General features: G+C 66.3%; 21 protein-coding genes, 1 pseudogene and 1 riboswitch. Of the genes and pseudogenes, 6 read left to right on the top strand and 16 right to left on the bottom strand.

The window, feature by feature from the left end:
• Positions 1-9 precede the first annotated feature (9 nt).
• The 3 genes from trpS to ACFWCF_RS14100 form a co-directional block, all read right to left on the bottom strand.
• Positions 10-1,059, bottom strand: coding sequence for a tryptophan--tRNA ligase (gene trpS / locus ACFWCF_RS14110; protein WP_378562256.1), 1,050 nt, complete (start codon positions 1,057-1,059; stop codon positions 10-12).
• A 56-nt stretch (positions 1,060-1,115) separates the two neighbouring features.
• A complete protein-coding gene (locus ACFWCF_RS14105) occupies positions 1,116-1,919 on the bottom strand; it encodes an exodeoxyribonuclease III (RefSeq protein ID WP_378562253.1) in 804 nt (267 codons plus the stop codon).
• A gap of 66 nt (positions 1,920-1,985) precedes the next feature.
• Positions 1,986-3,209: an NADP-dependent isocitrate dehydrogenase gene (locus ACFWCF_RS14100; RefSeq protein WP_378562250.1), complete on the bottom strand. Its 1,224-nt coding sequence runs from the start codon at positions 3,207-3,209 to the stop codon at positions 1,986-1,988.
• Positions 3,210-3,485: 276 nt separating this feature from the next.
• Positions 3,486-3,600: riboswitch (SAM riboswitch) on the top strand.
• A 36-nt stretch (positions 3,601-3,636) separates the two neighbouring features.
• Between ACFWCF_RS14100 and ACFWCF_RS14095 the strand changes: the two genes are divergently transcribed.
• The gene (locus ACFWCF_RS14095; RefSeq protein ID WP_378562247.1) at positions 3,637-4,764 is read left to right on the top strand and encodes a homoserine O-acetyltransferase; all 1,128 of its coding nucleotides are present in this window, start codon (positions 3,637-3,639) and stop codon (positions 4,762-4,764) included.
• 12 nt (positions 4,765-4,776) lie between these two features.
• Here the strand turns inward: ACFWCF_RS14095 and ACFWCF_RS14090 are convergent, their stop codons facing one another.
• Positions 4,777-5,061, bottom strand: a complete 285-nt coding sequence (locus ACFWCF_RS14090; RefSeq protein ID WP_378490830.1) for a DUF3017 domain-containing protein — start codon at positions 5,059-5,061, stop codon at positions 4,777-4,779.
• A 9-nt stretch (positions 5,062-5,070) separates the two neighbouring features.
• Complete coding sequence (locus ACFWCF_RS14085; protein ID WP_378562244.1) at positions 5,071-5,925, bottom strand: bifunctional methylenetetrahydrofolate dehydrogenase/methenyltetrahydrofolate cyclohydrolase; 855 nt, start codon at positions 5,923-5,925, stop codon at positions 5,071-5,073.
• Between the two features lie 86 nt (positions 5,926-6,011).
• On the opposite strand from ACFWCF_RS14085, the gene ACFWCF_RS14080 reads away from it, so the two are divergent.
• Positions 6,012-6,476 (top strand): tRNA (cytidine(34)-2'-O)-methyltransferase, encoded by a 465-nt coding sequence (locus ACFWCF_RS14080; protein WP_378490861.1) that lies wholly within the window; start codon positions 6,012-6,014, stop codon positions 6,474-6,476.
• Positions 6,477-6,500: 24 nt separating this feature from the next.
• Here the strand turns inward: ACFWCF_RS14080 and ACFWCF_RS14075 are convergent, their stop codons facing one another.
• The 5 genes from ACFWCF_RS14075 to ACFWCF_RS14055 are packed head-to-tail and all read right to left on the bottom strand — an operon-like array spanning position 6,501 to position 12,425.
• Positions 6,501-7,292 (bottom strand): RsiV family protein, encoded by a 792-nt coding sequence (locus ACFWCF_RS14075; RefSeq protein WP_378562241.1) that lies wholly within the window; start codon positions 7,290-7,292, stop codon positions 6,501-6,503.
• On the bottom strand, positions 7,289-7,957 hold the full coding sequence (locus tag ACFWCF_RS14070; protein ID WP_378562238.1) for a GNAT family N-acetyltransferase: 669 nt from the start codon (positions 7,955-7,957) through the stop codon (positions 7,289-7,291). Before ACFWCF_RS14070 ends, ACFWCF_RS14075 begins: the two co-directional genes overlap by 4 nt.
• Positions 7,958-7,994: 37 nt before the next feature.
• Positions 7,995-8,303: a rhodanese-like domain-containing protein gene (locus ACFWCF_RS14065; RefSeq protein WP_378490833.1), complete on the bottom strand. Its 309-nt coding sequence runs from the start codon at positions 8,301-8,303 to the stop codon at positions 7,995-7,997.
• Positions 8,296-9,174, bottom strand: a complete 879-nt coding sequence (locus ACFWCF_RS14060; RefSeq protein ID WP_378562235.1) for a DUF4349 domain-containing protein — start codon at positions 9,172-9,174, stop codon at positions 8,296-8,298. Before ACFWCF_RS14060 ends, ACFWCF_RS14065 begins: the two co-directional genes overlap by 8 nt.
• Positions 9,175-9,185: 11 nt before the next feature.
• Complete coding sequence (locus ACFWCF_RS14055; RefSeq protein WP_378562587.1) at positions 9,186-12,425, bottom strand: error-prone DNA polymerase; 3,240 nt, start codon at positions 12,423-12,425, stop codon at positions 9,186-9,188.
• Positions 12,426-12,601: 176 nt separating this feature from the next.
• Between ACFWCF_RS14055 and ACFWCF_RS14050 the strand changes: the two genes are divergently transcribed.
• Complete coding sequence (locus ACFWCF_RS14050; protein WP_378562232.1) at positions 12,602-12,934, top strand: DUF6191 domain-containing protein; 333 nt, start codon at positions 12,602-12,604, stop codon at positions 12,932-12,934.
• On the opposite strand, the gene ACFWCF_RS14045 is transcribed toward ACFWCF_RS14050, so the two are convergent.
• Positions 12,882-13,790 (bottom strand): D-isomer specific 2-hydroxyacid dehydrogenase family protein, encoded by a 909-nt coding sequence (locus ACFWCF_RS14045; protein WP_378562229.1) that lies wholly within the window; start codon positions 13,788-13,790, stop codon positions 12,882-12,884. The genes ACFWCF_RS14050 and ACFWCF_RS14045 overlap by 53 nt on opposite strands.
• Before the next feature lie 21 nt (positions 13,791-13,811).
• Complete coding sequence (locus ACFWCF_RS14040) at positions 13,812-14,069, bottom strand: hypothetical protein (RefSeq protein WP_378562227.1); 258 nt, start codon at positions 14,067-14,069, stop codon at positions 13,812-13,814.
• A gap of 133 nt (positions 14,070-14,202) precedes the next feature.
• Between ACFWCF_RS14040 and ACFWCF_RS14035 the strand changes: the two genes are divergently transcribed.
• Together ACFWCF_RS14035 and ACFWCF_RS14030 are read left to right on the top strand one after the other, a co-directional pair.
• Positions 14,203-15,774 (top strand): multicopper oxidase family protein, encoded by a 1,572-nt coding sequence (locus tag ACFWCF_RS14035; protein ID WP_378562585.1) that lies wholly within the window; start codon positions 14,203-14,205, stop codon positions 15,772-15,774.
• A gap of 274 nt (positions 15,775-16,048) precedes the next feature.
• Entirely contained in the window at positions 16,049-18,172 is a 2,124-nt protein-coding gene (locus ACFWCF_RS14030; RefSeq protein WP_378562224.1) for an MMPL family transporter, read from the top strand.
• Positions 18,173-18,213: 41 nt separating this feature from the next.
• On the opposite strand, the gene ACFWCF_RS14025 is transcribed toward ACFWCF_RS14030, so the two are convergent.
• From ACFWCF_RS14025 to ACFWCF_RS14010, 4 genes and pseudogenes are all read right to left on the bottom strand, one after another.
• On the bottom strand, positions 18,214-19,092 hold the full coding sequence (locus tag ACFWCF_RS14025) for a sucrase ferredoxin (protein ID WP_378562222.1): 879 nt from the start codon (positions 19,090-19,092) through the stop codon (positions 18,214-18,216).
• Positions 19,093-19,144: 52 nt separating this feature from the next.
• Entirely contained in the window at positions 19,145-19,672 is a 528-nt protein-coding gene (locus ACFWCF_RS14020; RefSeq protein WP_378562220.1) for a hypothetical protein, read from the bottom strand.
• Positions 19,673-19,778: 106 nt separating this feature from the next.
• Positions 19,779-19,946: a zinc ribbon domain-containing protein gene (locus tag ACFWCF_RS14015; protein ID WP_378562217.1), complete on the bottom strand. Its 168-nt coding sequence runs from the start codon at positions 19,944-19,946 to the stop codon at positions 19,779-19,781.
• Positions 19,947-19,975: 29 nt separating this feature from the next.
• A pseudogene (locus ACFWCF_RS14010) lies at positions 19,976-20,851 on the bottom strand (RNA-guided endonuclease InsQ/TnpB family protein); the annotation flags it as partial.
• A 235-nt stretch (positions 20,852-21,086) separates the two neighbouring features.
• Between ACFWCF_RS14010 and ACFWCF_RS14005 the strand changes: the two are divergent.
• Positions 21,087-21,392 (top strand): hypothetical protein, encoded by a 306-nt coding sequence (locus tag ACFWCF_RS14005; RefSeq protein WP_378562215.1) that lies wholly within the window; start codon positions 21,087-21,089, stop codon positions 21,390-21,392.
• Positions 21,393-21,421 lie beyond the last annotated feature (29 nt).

Genomic DNA, 21,421 nt, shown 5'->3' with positions numbered 1-21,421 from the left:
TTAACGCGATCACTTCCGAGGTAGGAATCCCACCTTGTCATAGACCTGGGCCAGTGTCCGGGAAGCCACCTCACGTGCCCGATCCGCACCGTTCGACAGAATCCGGAGCAGTTCTGCCTCGTCAGCGAGGTACTCGTCCACTTTCGCTCGCAACGGTGTGACGAACTCGGTGAGCACCTCTGCGGTGTCGCCCTTGAGGTCGCCGTAGCCCTTGCCTTCGTACCCGGCGACGAGGTCGTCGATCGAGCGGCCCGAGAGCGCCGACTGAATGGTGAGCAGGTTGCTCACACCCGCCTTGTTCTCCGGGTCGAATCGGATCTCACGGTCGTTGTCGGTCACCGCCGACTTGATCTTCTTCGCCGAGACCTTCGGGTCGTCGAGCAGGTTGATCAGGCCGGCTTCTGTCGCCGCCGACTTACTCATCTTCGACGTCGGGTCCTGCAGGTCGTAGATCTTGGCTGTCCCCTTGACGATCTGGGCCTCCGGGACGACGAAGGTCTTGCCGAAACGCTTGTTGAAGCGCTGCGCGAGGTCGCGGGTGAGCTCGAGGTGCTGCCGCTGGTCCTCACCGACCGGGACCTTGTGGGCGCGGTAGAGCAGAATGTCCGCGGCCATGAGGACCGGGTAGGTGAACAGGCCGACGCTCGCATGCTCGGAACCCTGTTTGGCGGACTTGTCCTTGAACTGGGTCATGCGGCTCGCCTCACCGAAACCGGTGAGGCAGTTGAGGACCCAGGACAGCTCGGCGTGTTCGGGGACCTGGCTCTGCACGAACAGGACGGAGCGCTCCGGGTCGATACCGATGGCCAGCAGCTGTGCGGCGGCGGTGAGGACCCGCTTACGCAGTTCCTTCGGCTTCTGCGGCACGGTGATGGCGTGCAGGTCGGGGATGAAGTAGAAGGCGTCGTTCTCGTCCTGCGCGGGAACCCACTGCTGCAGCGCACCGAGGAAGTTCCCGAGGTGGAACGAATCCGAGGTGGGCTGGATGCCCGAGAGCACCCGGGGCCGCGCGGCGGGGCGGGCGTCCTGCGCTGTGGCGTTCTGATCTGCAGTCGACATGACCTCGATAATTTCACGCATCGGTTTCCGAGGCCGAACGAGGTCGGTGAATGTGCCTACCCGAACGTGACGGTGACCGGGGCGTGATCCGACCAGCGGTCGGCGTAGGTCGCAGCGCGCTCCACCCGCGCGTCGGTCGCCCGAGCGGCCAGGGCAGGCGTGACGAGGTGGTAGTCGATCCGCCAGCCGGCGTCGGTGTCGAAGGCCTTGCCGCGGTAGGACCACCAGGAGTAGGGGCCTGCGACGTCGCCGTGCAGGTCGCGCACGACGTCGCGCCACCGGCCGGTGGCGAGCAGATCGTCCACCCAGGCACGCTCGCCGGGCAGGAAGCCGGATTTCTTGATGTTGCCCTTCCAGTTCTTGATGTCGCGCTCGGTGTGGGCGATGTTCCAGTCGCCGCACACGACCATGTCGCGACCGGCCGTGACGACGTCCGACGCGCGCTCCCCCAGGTATGCGGCGAAGCCTTTCATGAAGCGTTCCTTCTCGTCCTGCTTCGGGGTGTCCGCCTCCCCGGTGGGCAGGTACAGGCTGCCCACCGTCACGTCCCGGTAGTCGGCCTCGATGTAGCGGCCTGCGTCGCCGAAGTCGTCGACGCCGAAGCCGATGCGCACGGCGTCTGCGGGAGTACGCGACAGGATCGCGACACCCGCGCGCCCCTTGGCGGAGGCCTCCGCTCCGACGACGTGCCATCCCGCGTCCAGGGCCGGCGCGATCGCAGTGTGGAACTGCTTCTCGCTCGCGCGGACTTCCTGAAGGCAGACGATGTCCGCGGGGGAAGTGTCGAGCCAGGCGAGCAGGCCCTTGCCTGCTGCTGCGCGCACGCCGTTGACGTTGACCGTGGTGATGGTGAGGGACACGCCGGACACCGTATCCGAGACCGCGAGTGGAGCGGAAAACTCCGAGACCGTGAGCAGAGCGGATTCTCAGCGCGATGCGTGGGCCTTCTGCAGGTTCTCGTCGAGCGCGCCGAGGAATTCCTCGGTGGTCAGCCACGCCTGCTCGGGACCGACGAGCAGCGCGAGGTCCTTGGTCATCCGGCCGGCTTCGACGGTCTTGATGACGACATCTTCGAGTGCCTGCGCGAACTCGATCACGTCGGGGGTGTTGTCGAGTTTGCCGCGGTGCTCGAGACCTCGGGTCCAGGCGAAGATCGACGCGATCGGGTTGGTCGAGGTGGGCTTGCCCTGCTGGTGCTGCCGGTAGTGGCGGGTGACGGTGCCGTGCGCGGCTTCGGCTTCGACGGTCTTTCCGTCCGGCGTCATCAGCACGGAGGTCATGAGGCCGAGCGAGCCGTAGCCCTGCGCGACGGTGTCCGACTGGACGTCACCGTCGTAGTTCTTGCAGGCCCAGACGTAGCCACCTTCCCATTTGAGGGATGCTGCCACCATGTCGTCGATGAGTCGGTGCTCGTAGGTGAGGCCCGCAGCATCGAATTCCACCTTGAACTCTTCCTCGTAGATCCGCTGGAACTCGTCCTTGAACATGCCGTCGTAAGCCTTGAGGATCGTGTTCTTGGTCGACAGGTAGACCGGGTAGTTGCGCTGCAGGCCGTATGACAGTGAGGCGCGCGCGAAGTCCTGGATGGACTTCTTGTAGTTGAACATCCCCATGACGACTCCGCCGTCCTCGGGAATCCTGCAGACCTCGTGCTCGATCGGCTCCGAGCCGTCGTCGGGCGTGTAGGTGATGGTGACGGTGCCGGCTCCGGGGACCTTGAAGTCGGTGGCGCGGTATTGGTCGCCGAATGCGTGACGACCGACGATGACCGGCTTGGTCCAGCCCGGGACCAGTCGGGGCACGTTGGAGATGATGATGGGCGCACGGAAGATGGTGCCGCCGAGGATGTTACGGATGGTGCCGTTGGGTGACCGCCACATCGTCTTCAGGCCGAATTCCTCGACGCGTGCCTCGTCGGGGGTGATGGTCGCGCACTTGACGCCGACGCCGTGCTTCTTGATGGCGTTCGCAGAGTCGATGGTGACCTGGTCGTCGGTCGCATCGCGGTTCTCGATGCCGAGGTCGTAGTACTCGAGATCCACATCCAGGTAGGGATGGATGAGCTTGTCCTTGATGAACTGCCAGATGATGCGAGTCATCTCGTCGCCATCGAGTTCGACGACCTTACCCTCAACCTTGATCTTGGACATACGCGGTTCGTGTCCTCCTTGGACGGCTGTCGAGTCCCCGATCGGCCGCACTTCACGGTGAGGCCGCCTTCGGCTCGGACATCTGAGCATGACACTGAGCGCGTCCGGCCCAGAGCCAAACAGAACAAGCGTACTGCTATTCATTGCGCGCACAAGACTCCTCACATCCTCATGATCACTACCGGCCGGTAACATTTCGGCCGGCCGGAGACCCGTCGGGAGGAGGTCGAGAGCCGCCTACCGGGCCGTGCATGCCAGCCGTTAGACTTCCGGCGAGGTCATGAGTGCCAGCGCGAAGCCCCGGCTTGCTGGTCGGCAACCCTCCGGCCAGGGTGGGGTGCTCCGGGTGAGGACACGGTCGTCGGCGCACCGCAGACGACAAGCCGGCTCATGGGAGGTTCGAAATGCTGATGAAGGCGGTCGCATCTTGACAGCAGGCACCAACCGTCGGCGGATCGAGCTCCCCGCGGAACACGGACAGCTCGGCACCGTCGACATCGGCAACATCACCCTCGAGAGCGGCGAGACCCTTCCCGGCGTCACCGTTGCGCTGCAGCGATGGGGCGCGCTGTCCCCCACCCGCGACAACGTCGTGCTCGTGGAGCACGCCCTGACCGGCGACTCGCACATCACCGGACCCGCCGGACCGGATCATCCGTCACCCGGCTGGTGGTCCGGCATGGTCGGGCCCGGCGCCCCGATCGACACCGACCGGTGGTGTGTGGTGGCCACGAACGTCCTCGGCGGATGCCAGGGCACCACCGGACCGGGCAGCACCGCGCCCGACGGAAAGCCGTGGGGTGCGCGATTCCCCCGAATCACCATCCGCGATCAGATCACCGCGGAAGCTGCACTCCTCGACGCCCTCGGCATCGACACGTTGGCCGCCGTGACCGGCGGCTCGATGGGTGGCATGCGCTCGCTCGAGTGGATCGTGACCCACCCGAACCGAGTGCGGTCTGCGTTGGTCCTCGCAGTAGGTGCACGCGCAACCGCCGACCAGATCGGTGTTCAGAGCACCCAGATCGCTGCCATCACGGCGGATCCGGATTGGCAGGGCGGCAACTACTACGAGAGCGGGCGCCGACCGGAAGCCGGTTTGGGTATCGCTCGCCGCATGGCCCACCTGTCCTATCGCAGCGAGGAAGAACTCGACTCACGGTTCGCGAATCTGCCTCAAGGCGACGAGGATCCGTGGCGCGACGGGCGGTACGCGGTGCAGAGCTATCTCGACCATCAGGCGTCGAAGCTCGTCTCGCGGTTCGATCCCGGGACCTACGTGGTGCTCAGCGACGCCATGAACCGGCACGACGTGGGCCGCGGTCGCGGCGGTATCGAGGCGGCACTGGGCCGTACACATGTGCCGACCATCGTCGCGGGCGTCGATTCCGACCGGCTCTACCCGATCCGGTTGCAGCAGGAGATCGCCGACGGGCTTCCCCACTGCGATGAGTTGCGCGTTCTCGCGTCACGAGACGGACACGACGGCTTCCTCACCGAGGCCGATGCAGTCGCGAAGCTGCTCGTCGAGCTGATGGAGCTGGCGGACTCCTGAGTCCCGTGCGCCCTAACCCGTGCCCAGCGGGTCGATCGAGACTGCCAGAGTGACGATCGCTCCGCCCATGGCGAGCATCGCAGCCACGTCGAAGCGTTTGCCGCGTACCGCGAGCACTCCCACCTGATCCGAGTCGAGAGCCCACCTGAGGATCCCCGCCAGAATCATCGCACCGCCGAACACGAAGGCTCCTCGGCGCCAGCGATCGGCGAGGACGAGGACCACCGCTGCAGCGATCACCAGGGTGACCGCCAGCAGCGGCAGGTTCAGTCGTGTGATTCGCACCGAACTGTCCATGTCGCGTGACTAGAGGCCGGCGTCGTGCTCGGCGCGTTCGACGACGTTGGTCAGCAGGAACGCACGGGTGAGTGGCCCGACACCCCCGGGATTCGGGGAGAGGAACCCTGCGACGTCGCGAACGTCCGGGGCGACGTCGCCGCGGAGTCCGTCGTCCGTGCGTGAGACACCCACGTCGAGCACGGCTGCGCCGGGCTTGACCATGTCGGCGGTGATGAGGCCGGGGACGCCTGCGGCAGCGACGATGATGTCGGCGCGCTTCACCTCGGCGGCGAGGTCTCGAGTACCGGTGTGGCACAGCGTCACGGTGGCGTTCTCGCTGCGGCGGGTCAGCAGCAGCCCGATCGGGCGGCCCACGGTCACGCCGCGGCCGATGACCACCACGTGGGCACCGTTGATGGGCACCTCGTAGCGGCGCAGCAGGTGCACGATCCCGCGTGGGGTGCACGGCAACGCCGCTTCCTTGCCGAGGACGAGACGTCCGAGGTTGACGGGATGAAGCCCGTCGGCATCCTTGGCGGGGTCGATGCGCTCGAGCGCGGCGTTCTCATCGAGGTGCTTCGGTAGCGGCAGCTGCACGATGTAACCCGTGCATGCGGGGTCGGCGTTGAGTTCGTCGATCGCCGCCTCGAGCTGCTCCTGGGTGATGTCGGCGGGCAGATCCTTGCGGATGGAGGTGATGCCGACCTTGGCGCAGTCGTTGTGTTTGCCGCGCACATACGCTGCCGATCCAGGGTCCTCGCCCACCAGGATCGTGCCGAGGCCGGGCGTGATGCCCTTGTCCTTCAGCGCGGCCACACGGACCAACAGGTCCTCGAAGATTTCGTCGCGGGTTGCTTTGCCGTCCAGAATGGTCGCAGTCACGGCCACCATTGTTCCAGGCGACCGCCGAACCTCGTGTGGCGACCGGGCGGATGAGCCTGCTTGCCGCTTCTGGCAAGCTGGTTCGAGTGTTCCGAGTGATGTTCCACGAACCTCGTATCCCCCCGAATACCGGCAACGCGATCAGGATGGTCGCCGCGACCGGTGCCGAACTGCACCTCGTGGGTCCGCTCGGTTTCGACCTGTCCGAACCGAAGCTGCGCCGGGCCGGTCTCGACTATCACGACCTGGCCTCGGTGACGGTGCACGCCGATCTGGCCACAGCGTGGGAGGCCCTGCGGCCGGAACGTGTCTTCGCGTTCACGGCGCACGGCACCACCGGTTACACCGACATCGAGTACCTGCCCGGCGACGTGCTGCTCTTCGGACCGGAACCGACCGGCCTGTCGGACGAGGTGCTCGCCGATCCCCACATCACGATGCAGGTGCGCATTCCGATGCTGCCCGGACGACGATCCCTGAATCTGTCGAATGCCGCCGCGGTGGTGGCCTACGAGGCGTGGCGCCAGCACGGGTTCGACGGCGCGGTCTGAACAGCGGCTCGGTCTGACCGACTGTCAGCTGCTGACCACCCGCAGGATCGCGGGATCCATGACGTCCGCGAGCTCGTCCCACGGGACGGTGACGGTGACCAGTCCGATGGCGTGCGGACCCACTTGGTAGTCGCCGAAATGAACCTCCATGCCCTCGGGCGTCGGAAGCCAGTTGGAGAAGTTGATCTCCTCGGGTGCGATGCCCTCTGCGACGTAGTCCGGGCCCGCTGCGGTCTCCGGTAGGAGCAGCGCCGAGTGCTCGGACAACCGGTTCAGTCCGGCCTGCAGGTCTGGGAACAGGTCCTGCAGCGTGATGGGAGCGGCGTTGTCGGTGTTCACGACCACCGTGGACTCTATCGCCGTCGGGTGAGCTCCCGGTGGGTTCATGTTGTAGGACGTGACGAGCAGACCCGCGACGACGCGCTCACCGATCCGGGTCACCTCGTGCGTGCCGGTCGCGAGTGTGTAGCGCTCGGTTCCCGGGCCGTCGATCAGATTCTGCAGCGCGGCGCGCATCGACTCGTTGAACTCGGCAACGACCGCTGGGTCCCCACCGCTGATCTGAGGTATCTCGACGTCGTAGTCGACGCGGTCGGTCGATCCGGACACCAGGAGCGCCTCGGCGCGGTACGGCTCGGATCCGGTTTCGGCCGTAGTGGGGGCGGTCGTGGTGCGCTCGACAGTCGACGGGGCCGCCGACCGGGCGGCCGTCGAGGATTCGGCCACCGCAGTACCGCTCTCGACGCTACAACCCGTGAGCACCACGACAACCACGCCGCAGGCACCGACAACGGCGGAGAGACGACGATCATTCATCGGTCAGGTGTAACACGCGAGAGGTGCAACAGGCGGGAGACCAGACGTTCGCGCACCTCCGGCCAGTCGTCCGCGGTGATCGAGAACAGGACCGAGTCGCGGACCGTGCCGTCGGCGCGGCGATAGTGCCGCCGCAGGGTGCCTTCGTGCCGGGCACCGAGACGTGCGATCGCCTGCTGGGAACGGATGTTCCGCGCATCGGTCTTCAACTGCACCCGCCCCGCGCGGAGTTCGTCGAAGGCGTGGGCGAGCAGGAGCAGTTTCGAATCCGGGTTCACCACGCCGGCCCACACCTCGGGAGTGAAGATCGTGGCACCGATCTCCAGAGACGCGTGGGCGACGCTCGCATCGATATACGACGTGAGGCCGACGAGCGAGCCCGCTGTCTGCCGACCGACGTCACGTCGCAGTCGTACCGCCCACGGATGCCACCCCGGTGTCGCGCACCATGCTTCCAGCTGCCGGGCGAGACCGTCCGGGCCGGTGGGCCGCACAGGAATGTGAGCCCAGCACACGTCATGATCGAGCACTCGGTACAACTCGGCCGCATCCACCGACGGATCGAGCGCACTGAGGTGCACCGCTTCGCCCGTCAATTCCGTACCGGTGACGACCGGCCAGTTCAGTTCTGGCCACGGCTCGTCGTCGGGGCGTGGGTCGGGCACAGACTCGAAACGCTCACATTCCACAGTTCTCCACCGGTTACGCGCCGCTCTCGACGGGTCGGCCCGACTGCTGCCAGCCGTCGGTGCCACCCGCGACGGACACGGCGTTGATTCCACGACCGGACAGGTAGTCGGCGGCCTGCAGGCTACGTCCGCCCACCGCACAGATGATGTACACGGTCTCGGCCGCGGGGATCTCCTCGACCCGCGCGACGAAGTCGCTGAGCGGAATGTGGATCACGCCCGGCACCCGCACCTGGACGTATTCGTCGAGTTCGCGCACGTCGATGACGGGCGCTCCCTCGGCGAGTGCGGTTTCCAGTGCAGCCAGATCGACCTCACGCATCGTTGTCGGTCCTCTCGTCGGGGGCTTCGCCGGGATTTCCGGCGGAAGACCGTCCCGATCGGGCGATCAACCGGACCACCAGGTAGATGATGCCGGCGCACACGATCAGGAACGCCAACCACGGTAGCGCGACACCCGCTGCGACCACCGCGGCCCCCAGGGTCGTCCACAGACTGTTCCAGCCTTCGACGATGCCGTCCCAGAAGCTGTCGCTGTCCGACGGTCGCTGCTGCGTGCTGATGTCGACGGTGAGCGTCGACAGATCGACCATGTCGGCCAACTGCCGACGCTGAGCTTCGAGACTGTCGAGGTCTGCCTGACGCTGGGCCAGGGCATTTTCCGCTTCGATGACGTCGGCGGTGTTGTCAGCCGTCTCGATGAGCGTTCGTAACCGGTCGACCGAAGCGCGCAGGGCGCCGACCCGTGCCTCGAGGTCGGTGTACTGCAGGGTGACGTCGTCGCGGCTCGTGGTCAGGCTCGTGACGCGGCCGAGCTGCCGCACATCGTCGATCACCGCATCGAGCCCGTCCGCGGGAACACGAACGGTGAGCACACTGCTCGACTCGGGTCGTTCGGTGATCGAGTCGACGCGGCCGTCTGCGGCTTCCACGATGGTGGCCACCTCACGACCGGTCGCGACGGGGTCGTCGGCGGTGAGCATGATGCGCCCGGTCACGACCTCTTTCCGGTCGGGTGTCGCCTCGGCGGAGGGCACCGATGAGCGAGCGCCGTCGGAGAGCGATGGCGCTGACTCCGACATCGCAGGTCCCGAACCCGTCATGGGTCCCGAGTCGCTGCCGCCTCCCTCACCACACGCGGCTGCAACGAACGCGACCAGCGCGAGGAACACAACGATCAGCAGGCGTCTCATGGGGCGCGATGCTATCGAAAGTCTCGGGACTTCACCGATGTTCGCAGATCCATCCGCTGCAGCCGGTCGGCCAGCACCGTCACGACGCCGTCCGCGTTCTGGACCCGTCCGCGCACCAGCAGCGCGGGCGCGGTGTGTGCGAGGGTCCGGTACCTCGCCCACAGCCCTACCGAGCACACCACATTCACCATGCCGGTCTCGTCCTCCAGGTTGAGGAAGGTGACGCCGGCCGCGGTCGCCGGCCGCTGCCGATGGGTGACAGCGCCACCGACGAGCACGCGCGTCCCGTCCGGAACCTGCAGTAGACGCGATGCGGGGACCACCCCCAGGGCGTCGAGCCGGTCGCGCAGGAACTGCGTCGGATAGCTGTCGGGTGAGACACCCGTGGCCCACACGTCGGCGGCGGCGAGTTCGATGTCGCTCATGCCGGGCAGCGCGGGAGCCGGGGAAGACGCGCCGATACCGGGTAGCCGGCCCGCGCGCTGCGTCGACGCAGGCCCGGCCGCCCACAGCGCTTCTCGCCTGGTGGCACCGAAACCCGACAGGGCACCGGCCGTCGCGAGTGCTTCGGCCTCAGGCGTGGAGAGTTCGATGCGGGCGGTCAGATCGAGCAGTGAGAGATACGGACCGTGCGCCTGTCGTTCCTCGACGATCCGTCCGGCGAGGTCGTCGCCGATGTATCGCACCTCTCCCAATCCGAGGCGCACCTCCTGACCTCTGTTCGCGACGGTCGCGTGAGCAAGACTCGCATTGACGTCAGGGCCGTGCACCACCACACCGTGCCGCCTGGCGTCGGCCACCAGCGACTGCGGCGAGTAGAACCCCATCGGCTGCGCACGCAGCAGACCCGCGCAGAACGCCGCGGGGTGATGCAGCTTGAACCAGGACGAGTAGAACACCAGCGACGCGAAACTCTGCGAATGACTTTCGGGGAAACCGAAATTCGCGAACGCATACAGTTTCTCGTAGATGCGGTCGGCGACGTCCCCGGTGAGACCGTGCAGTTCGCGCATGCCCCGATAGAACCGGTCGCGCAGACGTTCCATCTTCTCCGGAGATCTCTTCGATCCCATCGCGCGACGCAACTGGTCGGCTTCCGCCGCGGTGAAACCCGCGACGTCGACGGCCATCTGCATCAACTGCTCCTGGAACAGCGGTATCCCGAGGGTGCGTTCGAGCGACTTCTCGAGGCACGGATGGTCGTAGACGACCGGTTCGAGTCCGTTGCGCCGACGGATGTACGGGTGCACGGATCCGCCCTGGATGGGCCCCGGGCGGATCAACGCCACTTCGATGACGAGGTCGTAGAAGTGCCTCGGTTTCAACCGCGGCAGCGTCGCCATCTGTGCGCGCGATTCCACTTGGAACACGCCGACGGAATCTGCGCGACGCAGCATCTCGTAGACGGCTTCCTCCGACAGGTCGAGCTGCGCAAGATCGACGTGAATGCCTTCGTGTTCGGCGACGAGGTCGATCATGTAGTGCAGCGCCGAGAGCATGCCGAGGCCGAGCAGATCGAATTTGACGAGCCCGACGGCGGCACAGTCGTCCTTGTCCCATTGCAGAACGGTGCGACCGGCCATGCGGGCCCATTCGACCGGGACGACGTCGGCGACGGGACGGTCGCAGATCACCATCCCTCCCGAGTGGATGCCGAGGTGCCGCGGCAGGCCTTCGATCTGAGCTGCGAGCCGGAGCACCGGTTCGGGGATGTCGGTGTCGGTTTCTGTCGTCACCCCGCTCCAGCGGCTGACCTGCTTGCTCCACGCGTCCTGCTGACCCTGCGCATAGCCGAGCGCGCGCGCCATGTCGCGCACCGCGGACTTGCCGCGGTAGGTGATGACGTTGGCCACCTGTGCTGCGTGGGTTCGTCCGTATTTCTCGTAGACATGTTGGATGGCTTCTTCACGACGGTCGGATTCGATGTCGAGGTCGATGTCGGGTGGTCCGTCTCGTTCCGGCGACAGGAACCTCTCGAACAGCAGACCGTTGCCGACGGGATCGACGTTGGTGATGCCGATCGCGTAGCACACCGCGGAGTTGGCCGCGGACCCTCTTCCCTGACACAGGATGTCGTTGCTCACGCAGAACTGCACGATGTCGTGGACGACAAGGAAGTATCCGTGGAAGTCCAGCTGCCCGATGATGGCGAGTTCGTGTTCGATCTGCCGATAGGCCTCCCGATAGCGTTCGGGTGGTCCGTATCGGCGCAGCGCCCCGTCGTAGGTGAGTTCACGGAGCCACGTCTGTTCGGTGTGCCCGTCGGGTACGTCGAACGGTGGCAGTTTCGGCGCGATGAGACGCAGGTCGAAGGCGCATTCGCGGCCGAGATCCGCGGCGGCCTGTACGACGCCGGGAAATGCTTCGGACAGGCTCGCCATCTCCGCGCCCGACCGCAGGTGGCCGCCGCCGGCCGGAGGGAGCCTGCTCGCGGCGAGGTCGAGGCTCTGCCGATCGGAGATGGCGGCCATGGCCATCGCCAGTCTGCGCCGGTCCGGGGCGGCGAAGTGTGCGGCTGTGCTCGCCACACACGAAAGCCCGTATCGCCCGGCGAGTTCCGCGAGAGCGCTGTTCCGTTCGTGGTCGTCAGGCAGGCCGTGCCAGGTGAGTTCGACGGTGACGCGCTCGGCTCCGAATCGGTCGACGAGTTCGCGCAGAGCGCGGTCGGCACCGGCCGGCCCGTCCGTGTCGAGAGCCTGCCGCACATGCCCTCTGCGGCATCCGGTGAGGATCTGCCAATGCCCCCCGGCGGCCTCCGTAAGAGCGTCATAGTCGTAGCGGGGTGTGTTCTTCTTCCCTCCGGCCAGGTGCGCGGCGGCAATCTGTCGCGAGAGACGTCGATACCCTTCCTCACCCCGTGCGAGGACGAGCAAGTGCGCGTCGTCGAGGCTCAGTTCGGCTCCGAAGACGGTACGCATGTCGAGTTCACGCGCAGCCTCGGCGAATCGCACCACGCCGTAGAGGCCGTCGTGGTCGGTGAGCGCGAGCGCGTCGAGGCCCAGCCGGACCGCCTCCTCGACGAGCTCTTCGGGTGTGGAGGCACCGTCGAGGAAGCTGTAGGCCGAGTGCGAGTGCAGCTCGGCGTACGGCACGACAGGGCCGGCGGGCAGCTGCACCCTCCCCTCGTAGTCGGGGCGGGTGCGCGACCAGGCGGGGGCGTCGCTGCCGTCGCCGGGGTACACCGGAGCAGGCCGACCGGACAGCACACGCTCCATTTCGGACCAGGTCGGCGGCCCGTTGCTCCACCCCATCTTCACCTCCGATGCCACACTTTTGATCAATCGTACATATGTTCGACTCATCTTTCCTCCTGCTTCGCGGGTTCCCGGAGGTTCTGAACCAACGGAAACCCGTGTGACGGGAGGAAAGTTCAGTCGAAGACCCGAGCACGTATCGTCGAAACGGACCGCCACCGAAGGAGCGCCTCGTGTACACCGCCGTGGGAATCGTCACTGTGCTGCTGCTCATGTTCGCGATCGATCGTCTCGGCCTGTTCGCCGAACGGCGCGGTTGGGTCTACTGGCGCGACCGCAACCGCCCCGCAGGCACGAGCGCCGGCGTGTTCGGGGAGATGCAATCGTTCCTGTCGCCGGCGTACCAGCATGTCGTCGAGGAGCAGCACCGGCAGCAGACGTCGCGACAGGACCACTCCACGGGGGCTCCCCCGCTCGGCATCGATCTCGACACAGGTATCGCAGCCCTGCCTGTCAGTACCCGGCGCTCGGCTCGACCCGAGCGAGCAACTCCTCCCCCGCGATGAACCGGCGTACGTTCTCCCGCAGCGTCGGCGCGAAATTCTCGGTCAGATGACTTCGGGTGTTGGCGATGTGCGGAGTGATCACGACGTTGTCGAGATCCCACAGCGGATGACCGTCGGGCAGGGGTTCGGGATCGGTCACGTCGAGCACTGCACCGGCGATCTTCCCCTCTCGCATCGCATCGACGAGTGCGTCGGTGTCGACGAGATTGCCGCGCGCAACGTTCACGAGCCACGCGGTGTCGGGCATTGCCTCCAGCACAGCGGCGTCGACGAGACGATCGGTGTCCTCGGTCGCGGGCGCCGCGATCACGAAATGATCTGCCATGGACCACACTTCACGGGTGCGGACAGACGGCAGCGTCACCTTCGCTCCGTCGACGGGGCGACCTGACCGGTTGACCGCCACCACCTCCGCACCGAGAGCGTGCAGCCGCGGGATCATGGCCCGGCCGATCCCGCCGCACCCGACGATCGCGACGGTCGCGCCGTGGAGTGTCCGCACCCGCGGATCGATGTCGTCCTTGCGCCAGCTCTTCGCCGCCAACGAGGAGTGGAACTGCCGCAGTCCCACGAGCAGACCCCCCACGGCGTACTCGGCGACGTTGTCGGCATACACACCGGACGCATTCGCCCAGAGGCGACGATCGTCGATCAGGCCCGCCCGGAAGAACGGTTCGATGCCCGCGTAGGTGAGCTGCACCAGGCGGATCCGGTCGGGCAGATCCGTCGGGAAGTCGTCGGGACCGCCGTCCCACACGAGGGCGTCCGCGTCGTCGAGTCCGACGAGCGTGCCCCCACCCTCGACGATCGCGTTCGCAAGATGATCGTCACGTCCGGGACCGAGATGAATACGCATGAATCGACTCTATCGCCGGACTCACTCGTCGGCCGGGGCAAGCATCTCCCGATGTTCGGCGGTGCCGTCGACGTTCGCGTTGATCCGCTCGGCGATGCGCCACCCGCCTGGGGTGCGAACCCGACGCCAGGTATCGGCCGAGACCCGGGCGACCCAGAACCGGTCGGCGTCAGCGTCCCAACGGATGTTGAGCGTAGCTGCGGCCGGTTGCCTCGTCGCCGTCGACCTCGATGTGCGGCACGGCATCGAAGACGCCCGCAGTTCGTCGATCTCGCTCATGTTCGGCTCTTTCGATTCGGTGCAGGCCTGATCACGGACCTCAGCCACTCGACTGCACATACAGAAGGGCTTCTCCTGTGATCACAGCACCGGTAGGGGACATCCCCGATCCGAAGATCGGGTGCCACACCTGATGTGCCGATACGCGACGACGACCAGGATCGAAGGTGTGAAATTACTCGGGCGGATCGTGGCGACCTCGTTCGCGGTCGGTATGACCTTGATCCTCGGCGCAGCGGCAGTCGGTCTCTACTTCTGGAACACCACCTCGATCGACACGACGGGTCAGGTGACGTTCGACCGGCCGGTGCAGATCCCCCCACTCGCGGAGAGCACGGTCGCCGACGACGGGACACGCGTGTTCGACCTGACCATGCAGCGCGGCACCAGCGACCTGGGGCACGGGCCCGACACACAGACCTGGGGCGTGAACGGCGACTACCTCGGCCCGACCCTGCGTGCCGAGCGCGGTGAGAACGTCCGGGTGAACGTGACCAACGAGGTCGGCGAGATGAGCACGCTGCACTGGCACGGGATGCATCTGCCCGCCGCGATGGATGGCGGCCCCCACCAGACGGTCGAACCCGGCGCCACCTGGTCTCCGCACTGGACGATCGATCAGCCTGCCGCAAGCCTCTGGTACCACCCGCATCTGCACGGCTCGACGGCCTCGCACGTGTACCGAGGTCTCGCGGGCATGTTCCTCGTCGACGACCAGGACGGACCTGTGCTCCCCGACGAGTACGGTGTCGACGACATCCCGGTGATCGTGCAGGACAAGAAGTTCAATGGAAACCAACTCGACGAGGACGGCGCCGTCTTCGCCAACGTCGGGACACTCGGCGACGAGATCCTCGTCAACGGCACCCCCGGCGCTTTCCTGGACGTGACCACCGAACGCGTCCGGCTGCGTCTGCTCAACGCATCGAACGCACGCATCTACAACTTCTCGTTCGACACCGGTCTGCCGTTCGATCTGATCGGCACCGACGGCGGGCTCCTGGAATCACCTGTGACGCTCCGCAGCCTCCAACTCTCCCCCGGCGAACGAGCGGAGATCGTCGTCGAGGTACCCGCAGGTACCCGGAATGTGCTCCGCAGCACCCCGCCCGACCTGCGCGCCGACCTCTGGCAGACCCATTTCTCTGGGGGCGACGACAGCTTCGACGTTCTCGAACTACGTGCCGCCGCCACTCTCGAATCGAACGAGTCGGTCCCGGACCACTTGGCGACGCTGGAAGACCTCGGTGAGCCGACCGTCACACGCTCCTTCGAACTCACGAGCACCACCGAGATCAACGGTTCGAAGATGGACATGAACCGCATCGACGAGGTCGTCGTCGCCGGCACCACCGAACTGTGGGAGATCGACAACGTGAGCGGGATGGTCCACAACTTCCACGTCCACGACGTGCAGTTCCAGGTCGTCGAGGCAACCGGGATGCCAGCGGACCATCCGACACTGACGGGCAGGAAGGACACCGTCTACGTACCGCCCGGCACCACGGTGCGACTGCTCATGCGGTTCGACGGCCACACCGACCCCAACATTCCGTACATGTACCACTGTCATCTGCTCCGGCACGAGGACGACGGCATGATGGGCCAGTTCGTGGTCGTCGGCGCCGATGAGGTCGAAGAGGTGGGCGTCCTTCCCATCCACTCGGCCCACCACGACCACGGCGGAGAGAGCCACACCGGGTAGGTGGGTGTGCGCTGCGTCGCACAACGGGGCTCGCGGAATAGATTCTCGTGCGACCGCGTTGACCCATTCGGATCGACGCGTCGCGTACGCCCCGGAGCCAATGTGAATTGCCTTCGTGGAATACCGTCCGGCTGGAACCACGTTGCGCCCCGTGCCGTGAGGCATCCGGCGCGTCGGTCCACCCAACTCCTCTTCCCGCCCCACCGAGGGCCACCCCGGTATCGCTCGCGATTACAGTTGCCGTTCGGCAGCACCGAGCGAACCGGGAGTACGTATGAATCGTTGGGCCGAGATCGTCGTGACGAGAAGCCGGTGGGTCCTCGCCGTGGTCCTGCTCGTCGTTCTCGCCGCCGGCGCCTGGGGCATCGGTGTGTTCGGCAAGCTGTCGGGCTCCGGCTACTACGTCGCCGACAGTGAAGCCATGCAGGCCCAGCAGATCATCTACGACACGTTCGGGTCGCAGACTGCGGACATCATCGCGATGTACACCGCGCCTGAGGGCAGCACCGTCGACGACATCCGGCCCGATATCGAGCAGACACTCACCGCGTTCGACGAGCAATACCCGTCCGAGGCCATCACGACGTACTGGACGGCACCGCCGCCGACGAACCAGCTGTTGCTCTCGACCGACGGGCGAAGTGTGGCGGCAACCATCACGCTCGGCACGAACTCGGGCGTGACGTCGGCCGACTTCCAATCGGCCCTCGACAAGCTCGAGGTGCCCGGGGTCGAATCCCAGTTCGCGGGCAACACCGTCGTCTCCATCGAATTCACTCATACCCTCGAGAATGATCTCGTCAAGTCCGAGGTCATCGCGATCCCGGTGACACTCGTCCTGCTCGTCCTCATCTTCGGTGGCGTGGTGGCCGCGGCCGTCCCTGTCTTCGTCGGTGTGCTGGCCATCTTCTCCTCGCTCGCGACGCTGCGCTTGTTGTCGACGGTCACCGAGGTGTCGTCGTACGCGCTCAACATCACGTCGCTGATCGGTCTCGGTCTGGCGATCGACTACGGGCTGTTCATCGTCAGCCGGTACCGCGAGGAACTCGCATCCGGGTCGGACCCTACCGCCGCGACGAAACGAACGATGCTGACCGCGGGGCGCACCGTGATGTTCTCGGCGGCCCTACTCATCTGTGCCTTCGCCGGCATGCTCGTCTTCCCGCAGGCGGTGCTCCGATCGCTCGGTCTGGGGGCGATGGCCTCGGTGTTCAGCGCGGCCGTCCTGTCGCTGACGGCGGTGCCGGCAGTGCTTGCACTCCTCGGCCACCGCATCAACGCGTGGACCTGGGACCGCGAGGCCTCGACACGCAGTGAGGCACGCGCACGCAAGTTCTGGGGCAGTCTCGTACGCAAGGTCATGAAGCGACCCGCCATCATCGCGATCACCATCACCGCGGGCCTGCTGTTCCTCGCCACTCCGGTCCTCCAGGCCCAGTTCGGTGAGGTCGAGTACACCGCGTTGCCCGAAGACAGTGCTGCGCGTGCGGCAACCCAGACACTCCTCGACGAGTTCCCGAGCACCGGTAACGGCCCGACGCTCGTTCTACGCGACGAAGGCGGGCAGGCCACGGACCCCGAGGCCATCCGCGCGGTGTCGCGCGAGGTTGCCGGTGTCGAGGGCATCTCACAGGTCGTCACTGTGGGGCAGCAGGACGACGTGGCGGTGGTGCAGGCGATCTACGCGCAGGGCGTGGACGGCACCGATCGGGCCAGCGAGATCACCGGTGAACTGCGGGCGATCCCGGTCCCGGACGGCACCGAACTTCTCGTCGGCGGGAGCCGGGCGCTGGTCGACGACGCCAACACCGCGGTCTCCGACGCACTGCCGTGGATGGTTCTGATCATGGTGGTCTCGACCCTGATCCTGCTGTTCCTCGCGTTCGGGTCGGTGGTGCTGCCGATCAAGGCGGTGCTGATGGCCGGCCTGAGCCTCGCCGCGACGTTCGGTGTGCTCACCTGGGTGTTCCAGCTCGGACACGGCGCATCACTTCTCGATGTGGTGCCCAACGAGCTGGAACCGACATTCGTCGTCCTGATCCTCGCCGTGGTGTTCGGCCTGTCCACCGACTACGAGGTGTTCCTGATGTCGCGCATGGTCGAAGCGCGGGCGGCAGGAGCGACGACGGTCGAAGCGGTCGAGTACGGCATCGCACGCACCGGACGTGTGGTCACCTCCGCAGCATTGCTGCTGATCGTGGTGACCGGTGCGTTCACCATCTCGGGATTGTCGATCATGCGATTCCTCGGTGTCGGCATGATCATCGCCCTGATCATCGATGCGACCGTCGTGCGCATGCTGCTGGTGCCGTCGCTGATCAAGCTCATGGGCGAAGCCAACTGGTGGGCGCCGCAGTGGATGAAGAAGGTCCACGAGAAGGTCGGACTGGGGCACTAGCACTACTTCTGGCGCAACCGGCCACCTGGTCATCGACACATCTACAGCGCGGTGACCTTCGTCGCGACCACCGGACGCACCGGTTTCGGTACGGCACCGCAACTCGCAGGCCGGGCGGGAAGCTCCCGGGTCTCGACGTCGACCCGCCACGTCCGGCCGTCGCGGTGGCGCACCAACAGTTCCGTTCCGGTCTCGTCGACGGTGAAGGCTCCCATCGAGGTATCGCCGACGACGTCACGGACCGCGAGTTCGGCGACCTGACCTGCCGCTCCCCACGCGCTGCGGCCGCGCAGGCCAGGGGCATACACCTCACCGCGCGCAGCCGCGCGCACAGCCTCGATGCTCTGCGCGGCGTCGAGACGACCATACGAATATCCGGTGGGCAGCAAGATCATCGACGGAGCGAATCGATGCCCGCCGGTATGCGAGCACTCCCACACCGAGTCCGAGAATTCGGCCTGCAGCGCCGACGCGATCGGACGGCCCAGAACGGCACAGCACTGGTCGCGTTTGCCGTGCACGCAGACGAGCACGGTCGGGCCTGACAGCGTCTCCCCCAGCCCCGGAGGAGGTCCGGCCACCACGCGCGGCACGATGTCGAGCAAATCGGCCGGGTCGCCGACCTCGAGACGTTCGCACCACACATTGTCCGGCTCGGTACGAGCGAGGAGCACGGTCTTCGCCGGTCGCGGGACGTCGCGGCCCGGACGCCGGATGAACATGATCCGTACCCCGGCCGTATCCGCGCGGGCGGAGAGTTCGCCTGCCAAGTCTGCACCGAGCGCAGTGCCGTCGAGCACGTCGCGACCCCAGGCCGACGGGAACTCCAGGCATACGTAGCCGGGGGCTGTCGCAGTGGTGCCGGGCAACGGCTCGTCGACGGCGGACAGCGCAGAACAAGTGGGGGCAGCGGTGGTCACGTCGCCATTGTGTCCTGCCCGCACAACCGAAGAAAGTCGAGCGGCGACGGTGTCAGCGGGTGCGACGCAGACGCCGGATCCCCGCCTGCGCCCAGATTCGCAGGAAGCCCTGGGAGAGGTACGCGAGGCAGCCGACCGCGAGCGTCCACTTGGTGACGCTGATCGTGGATGCGGCGCGCACCCTCTCGTCGGTGATCTTGTCGCGGTGGTCGAGCAGGTACAGGCCGGTGATGTTCTCCGCGTAGTCGCCTGCCGCGGCGACAACGGGAGCGGTGAGCAGGGCTCTGCGCACGACCGGCGACAGCGGCCTGTGGTGATCGAGTGCGCGCGCACCGGCCCTCAGCGCCACAGCGAAGGTCAGCGGATGGAACATGTCCCAGTAGTAGTGCTCCCGGTAGCGGGAGAGTTCGGCGGGTCCGAGATTGTCGAGGATCTTCCTGTACTTCGACGCCGAGAACGTCGTCTGCACTGTGCCGACGGTCAGCGCGGTGGAACCGAGGACGCGGGCAATGTTCGCCTGCGAGACGACGAACAGTGCGGAGGTGGCGAGAAGCTTCCGGTCGGGTGAGGACAAGGACATGACCCGATCGTATTTGACGTCCTCCCGGCCGTAAACGACCGGGATTCCTCCTGCGGCGCTACGCCCCACTCCGGTGGGTTCCTGTTTCACCGGGACTCGCCTCCCGTCAGACGGAAGGACTGACAGCCCATCCGCAGGCGTTTAACCACTCCGCACGTCCTGCGGCGTGGATGTTCTTCGCAGCGTTGAAGTCGCGGTGATGGACCGACCCACACGCCGCACACTGCCACCCCCGAATCGAGAGCGGTTTCGGCCCGTCGAGCACCCCACACATCGAGCAGAGCTGGGACGACGGGACCAGCGGTCCACCTTCACGAAGGTGCGCCCGTACCGGGCGGCCTTCTCCTCCAACATGCGGGTGAACATGCCCCACCCGGCGTCGTGCACCGACTTCGCCAACCTCGTTCGCGCCAGACCGGTGACACACAAGTCCTCGACGAACACCGCTTGGCTCTCGCGGATGATCGCCGTGGACTGTGTGTGCGCCCAATCCTTGCGGGCATCGGTTACCTTCGCGTGGGCCTTGGCGACGCGGATGCGTGCCTTGGCCCGGTTGTTGCTGCCTTTGTCCTTGCGGGACAGGGCTTGCTGCGCCTTCTTCAACCGCCGTTCGGCCTGGCGGAGGAACTTCGGGGATTCGATGACCTTGCCGTCCGAGAGCACCGCGAACGTCGTCAAACCCAGGTCGATACCGACCTCCGCGCCGCACTCCGGCAGCGGATCGTCGGTCGTCTCGACAACGAACGACGCGAAGTACCGTCCCGCCACATCCTTGATGATCGTGACCGAGGAGGGCTCCGTCGGCAGCTCCCGCGACCACGCCACATACAACTTCCGGTTGCCTCGGATACCGAACCCATTGCGCGTGAGCCGGATCGCCTGCCGGTTGTCCTTGCGGGCCCGGAACCGCGGCGCCCCGATCCTGCGGCCCTTCCGCTTCCCCGACATCGAGTCGAACCAGTTCCGGTACGCGCGCCGCGCGTCCTGGCAGGCCTGCACCAACACCACCGACGCCACCTCGGCAAGCCACGCCCGATGCGGGGTCTTCTTCGCCTCGGTGACCACCAGTTTCTGCACGTCGGTGTCCGGAAGCTTCACCCCGGCCGCATACGCGTCCTGCCGGGCACGCAGCGCATCGTTGAACACCACCCGCGCACACCCGAACGACCGGGCCAGCATGTCCTGCTGGCCGGGCGTCAGGTATACGCGGTACTGGTATCGAAGCTGCACAGCGGGACCATAGCCACGACCACCGACATGATTGATGCGCTAACCCGGCCCTGAAGGACTGTGCTTGCGCACTACGTTCTCCGGTCAGTCCACTCCAGGGTGAGGGCCTGAAGAGCAGGCATCGAGATCGACCGCGCAGAGCGTGCGCTATCGTGTTCGCACTACCAACGCCCCGGGGGAGACGATGGAAGACACCATCAGAGCCGACATCGACGAGATTCGCGTTGTATCCGTCTCTTTCGATTCGAATGCGGAGACCGTCAGCCGCATCGACACGCGGGGAGTCGTCGCGGGAGCTGCCGAGGGATTCAGCGGTGGCGCGGCGATCGTGACGGCGCTGGGCTCGGCCGAGGCCGCGATGCGGCGTGCGATCTCGATGATCGCTGACCGTGCGTGGTCGTTGGCCGATACCCTCGATCGCGTCGGTGCGGATTACGAGCACACCGACGCATATTTGGCCGCGGAACTCGCCGCGGCTGTTCCGGAGTGATCCCACAGCTCGGTCACGCTCGACGCTGG

It is taken from the genome of Rhodococcus sp. NPDC060090 (genome assembly GCF_042729855.1).
Lineage (GTDB): Bacteria > Actinomycetota > Actinomycetes > Mycobacteriales > Mycobacteriaceae > Rhodococcus.
This window is presented reverse-complemented; position numbering and strand designations above follow the sequence as displayed.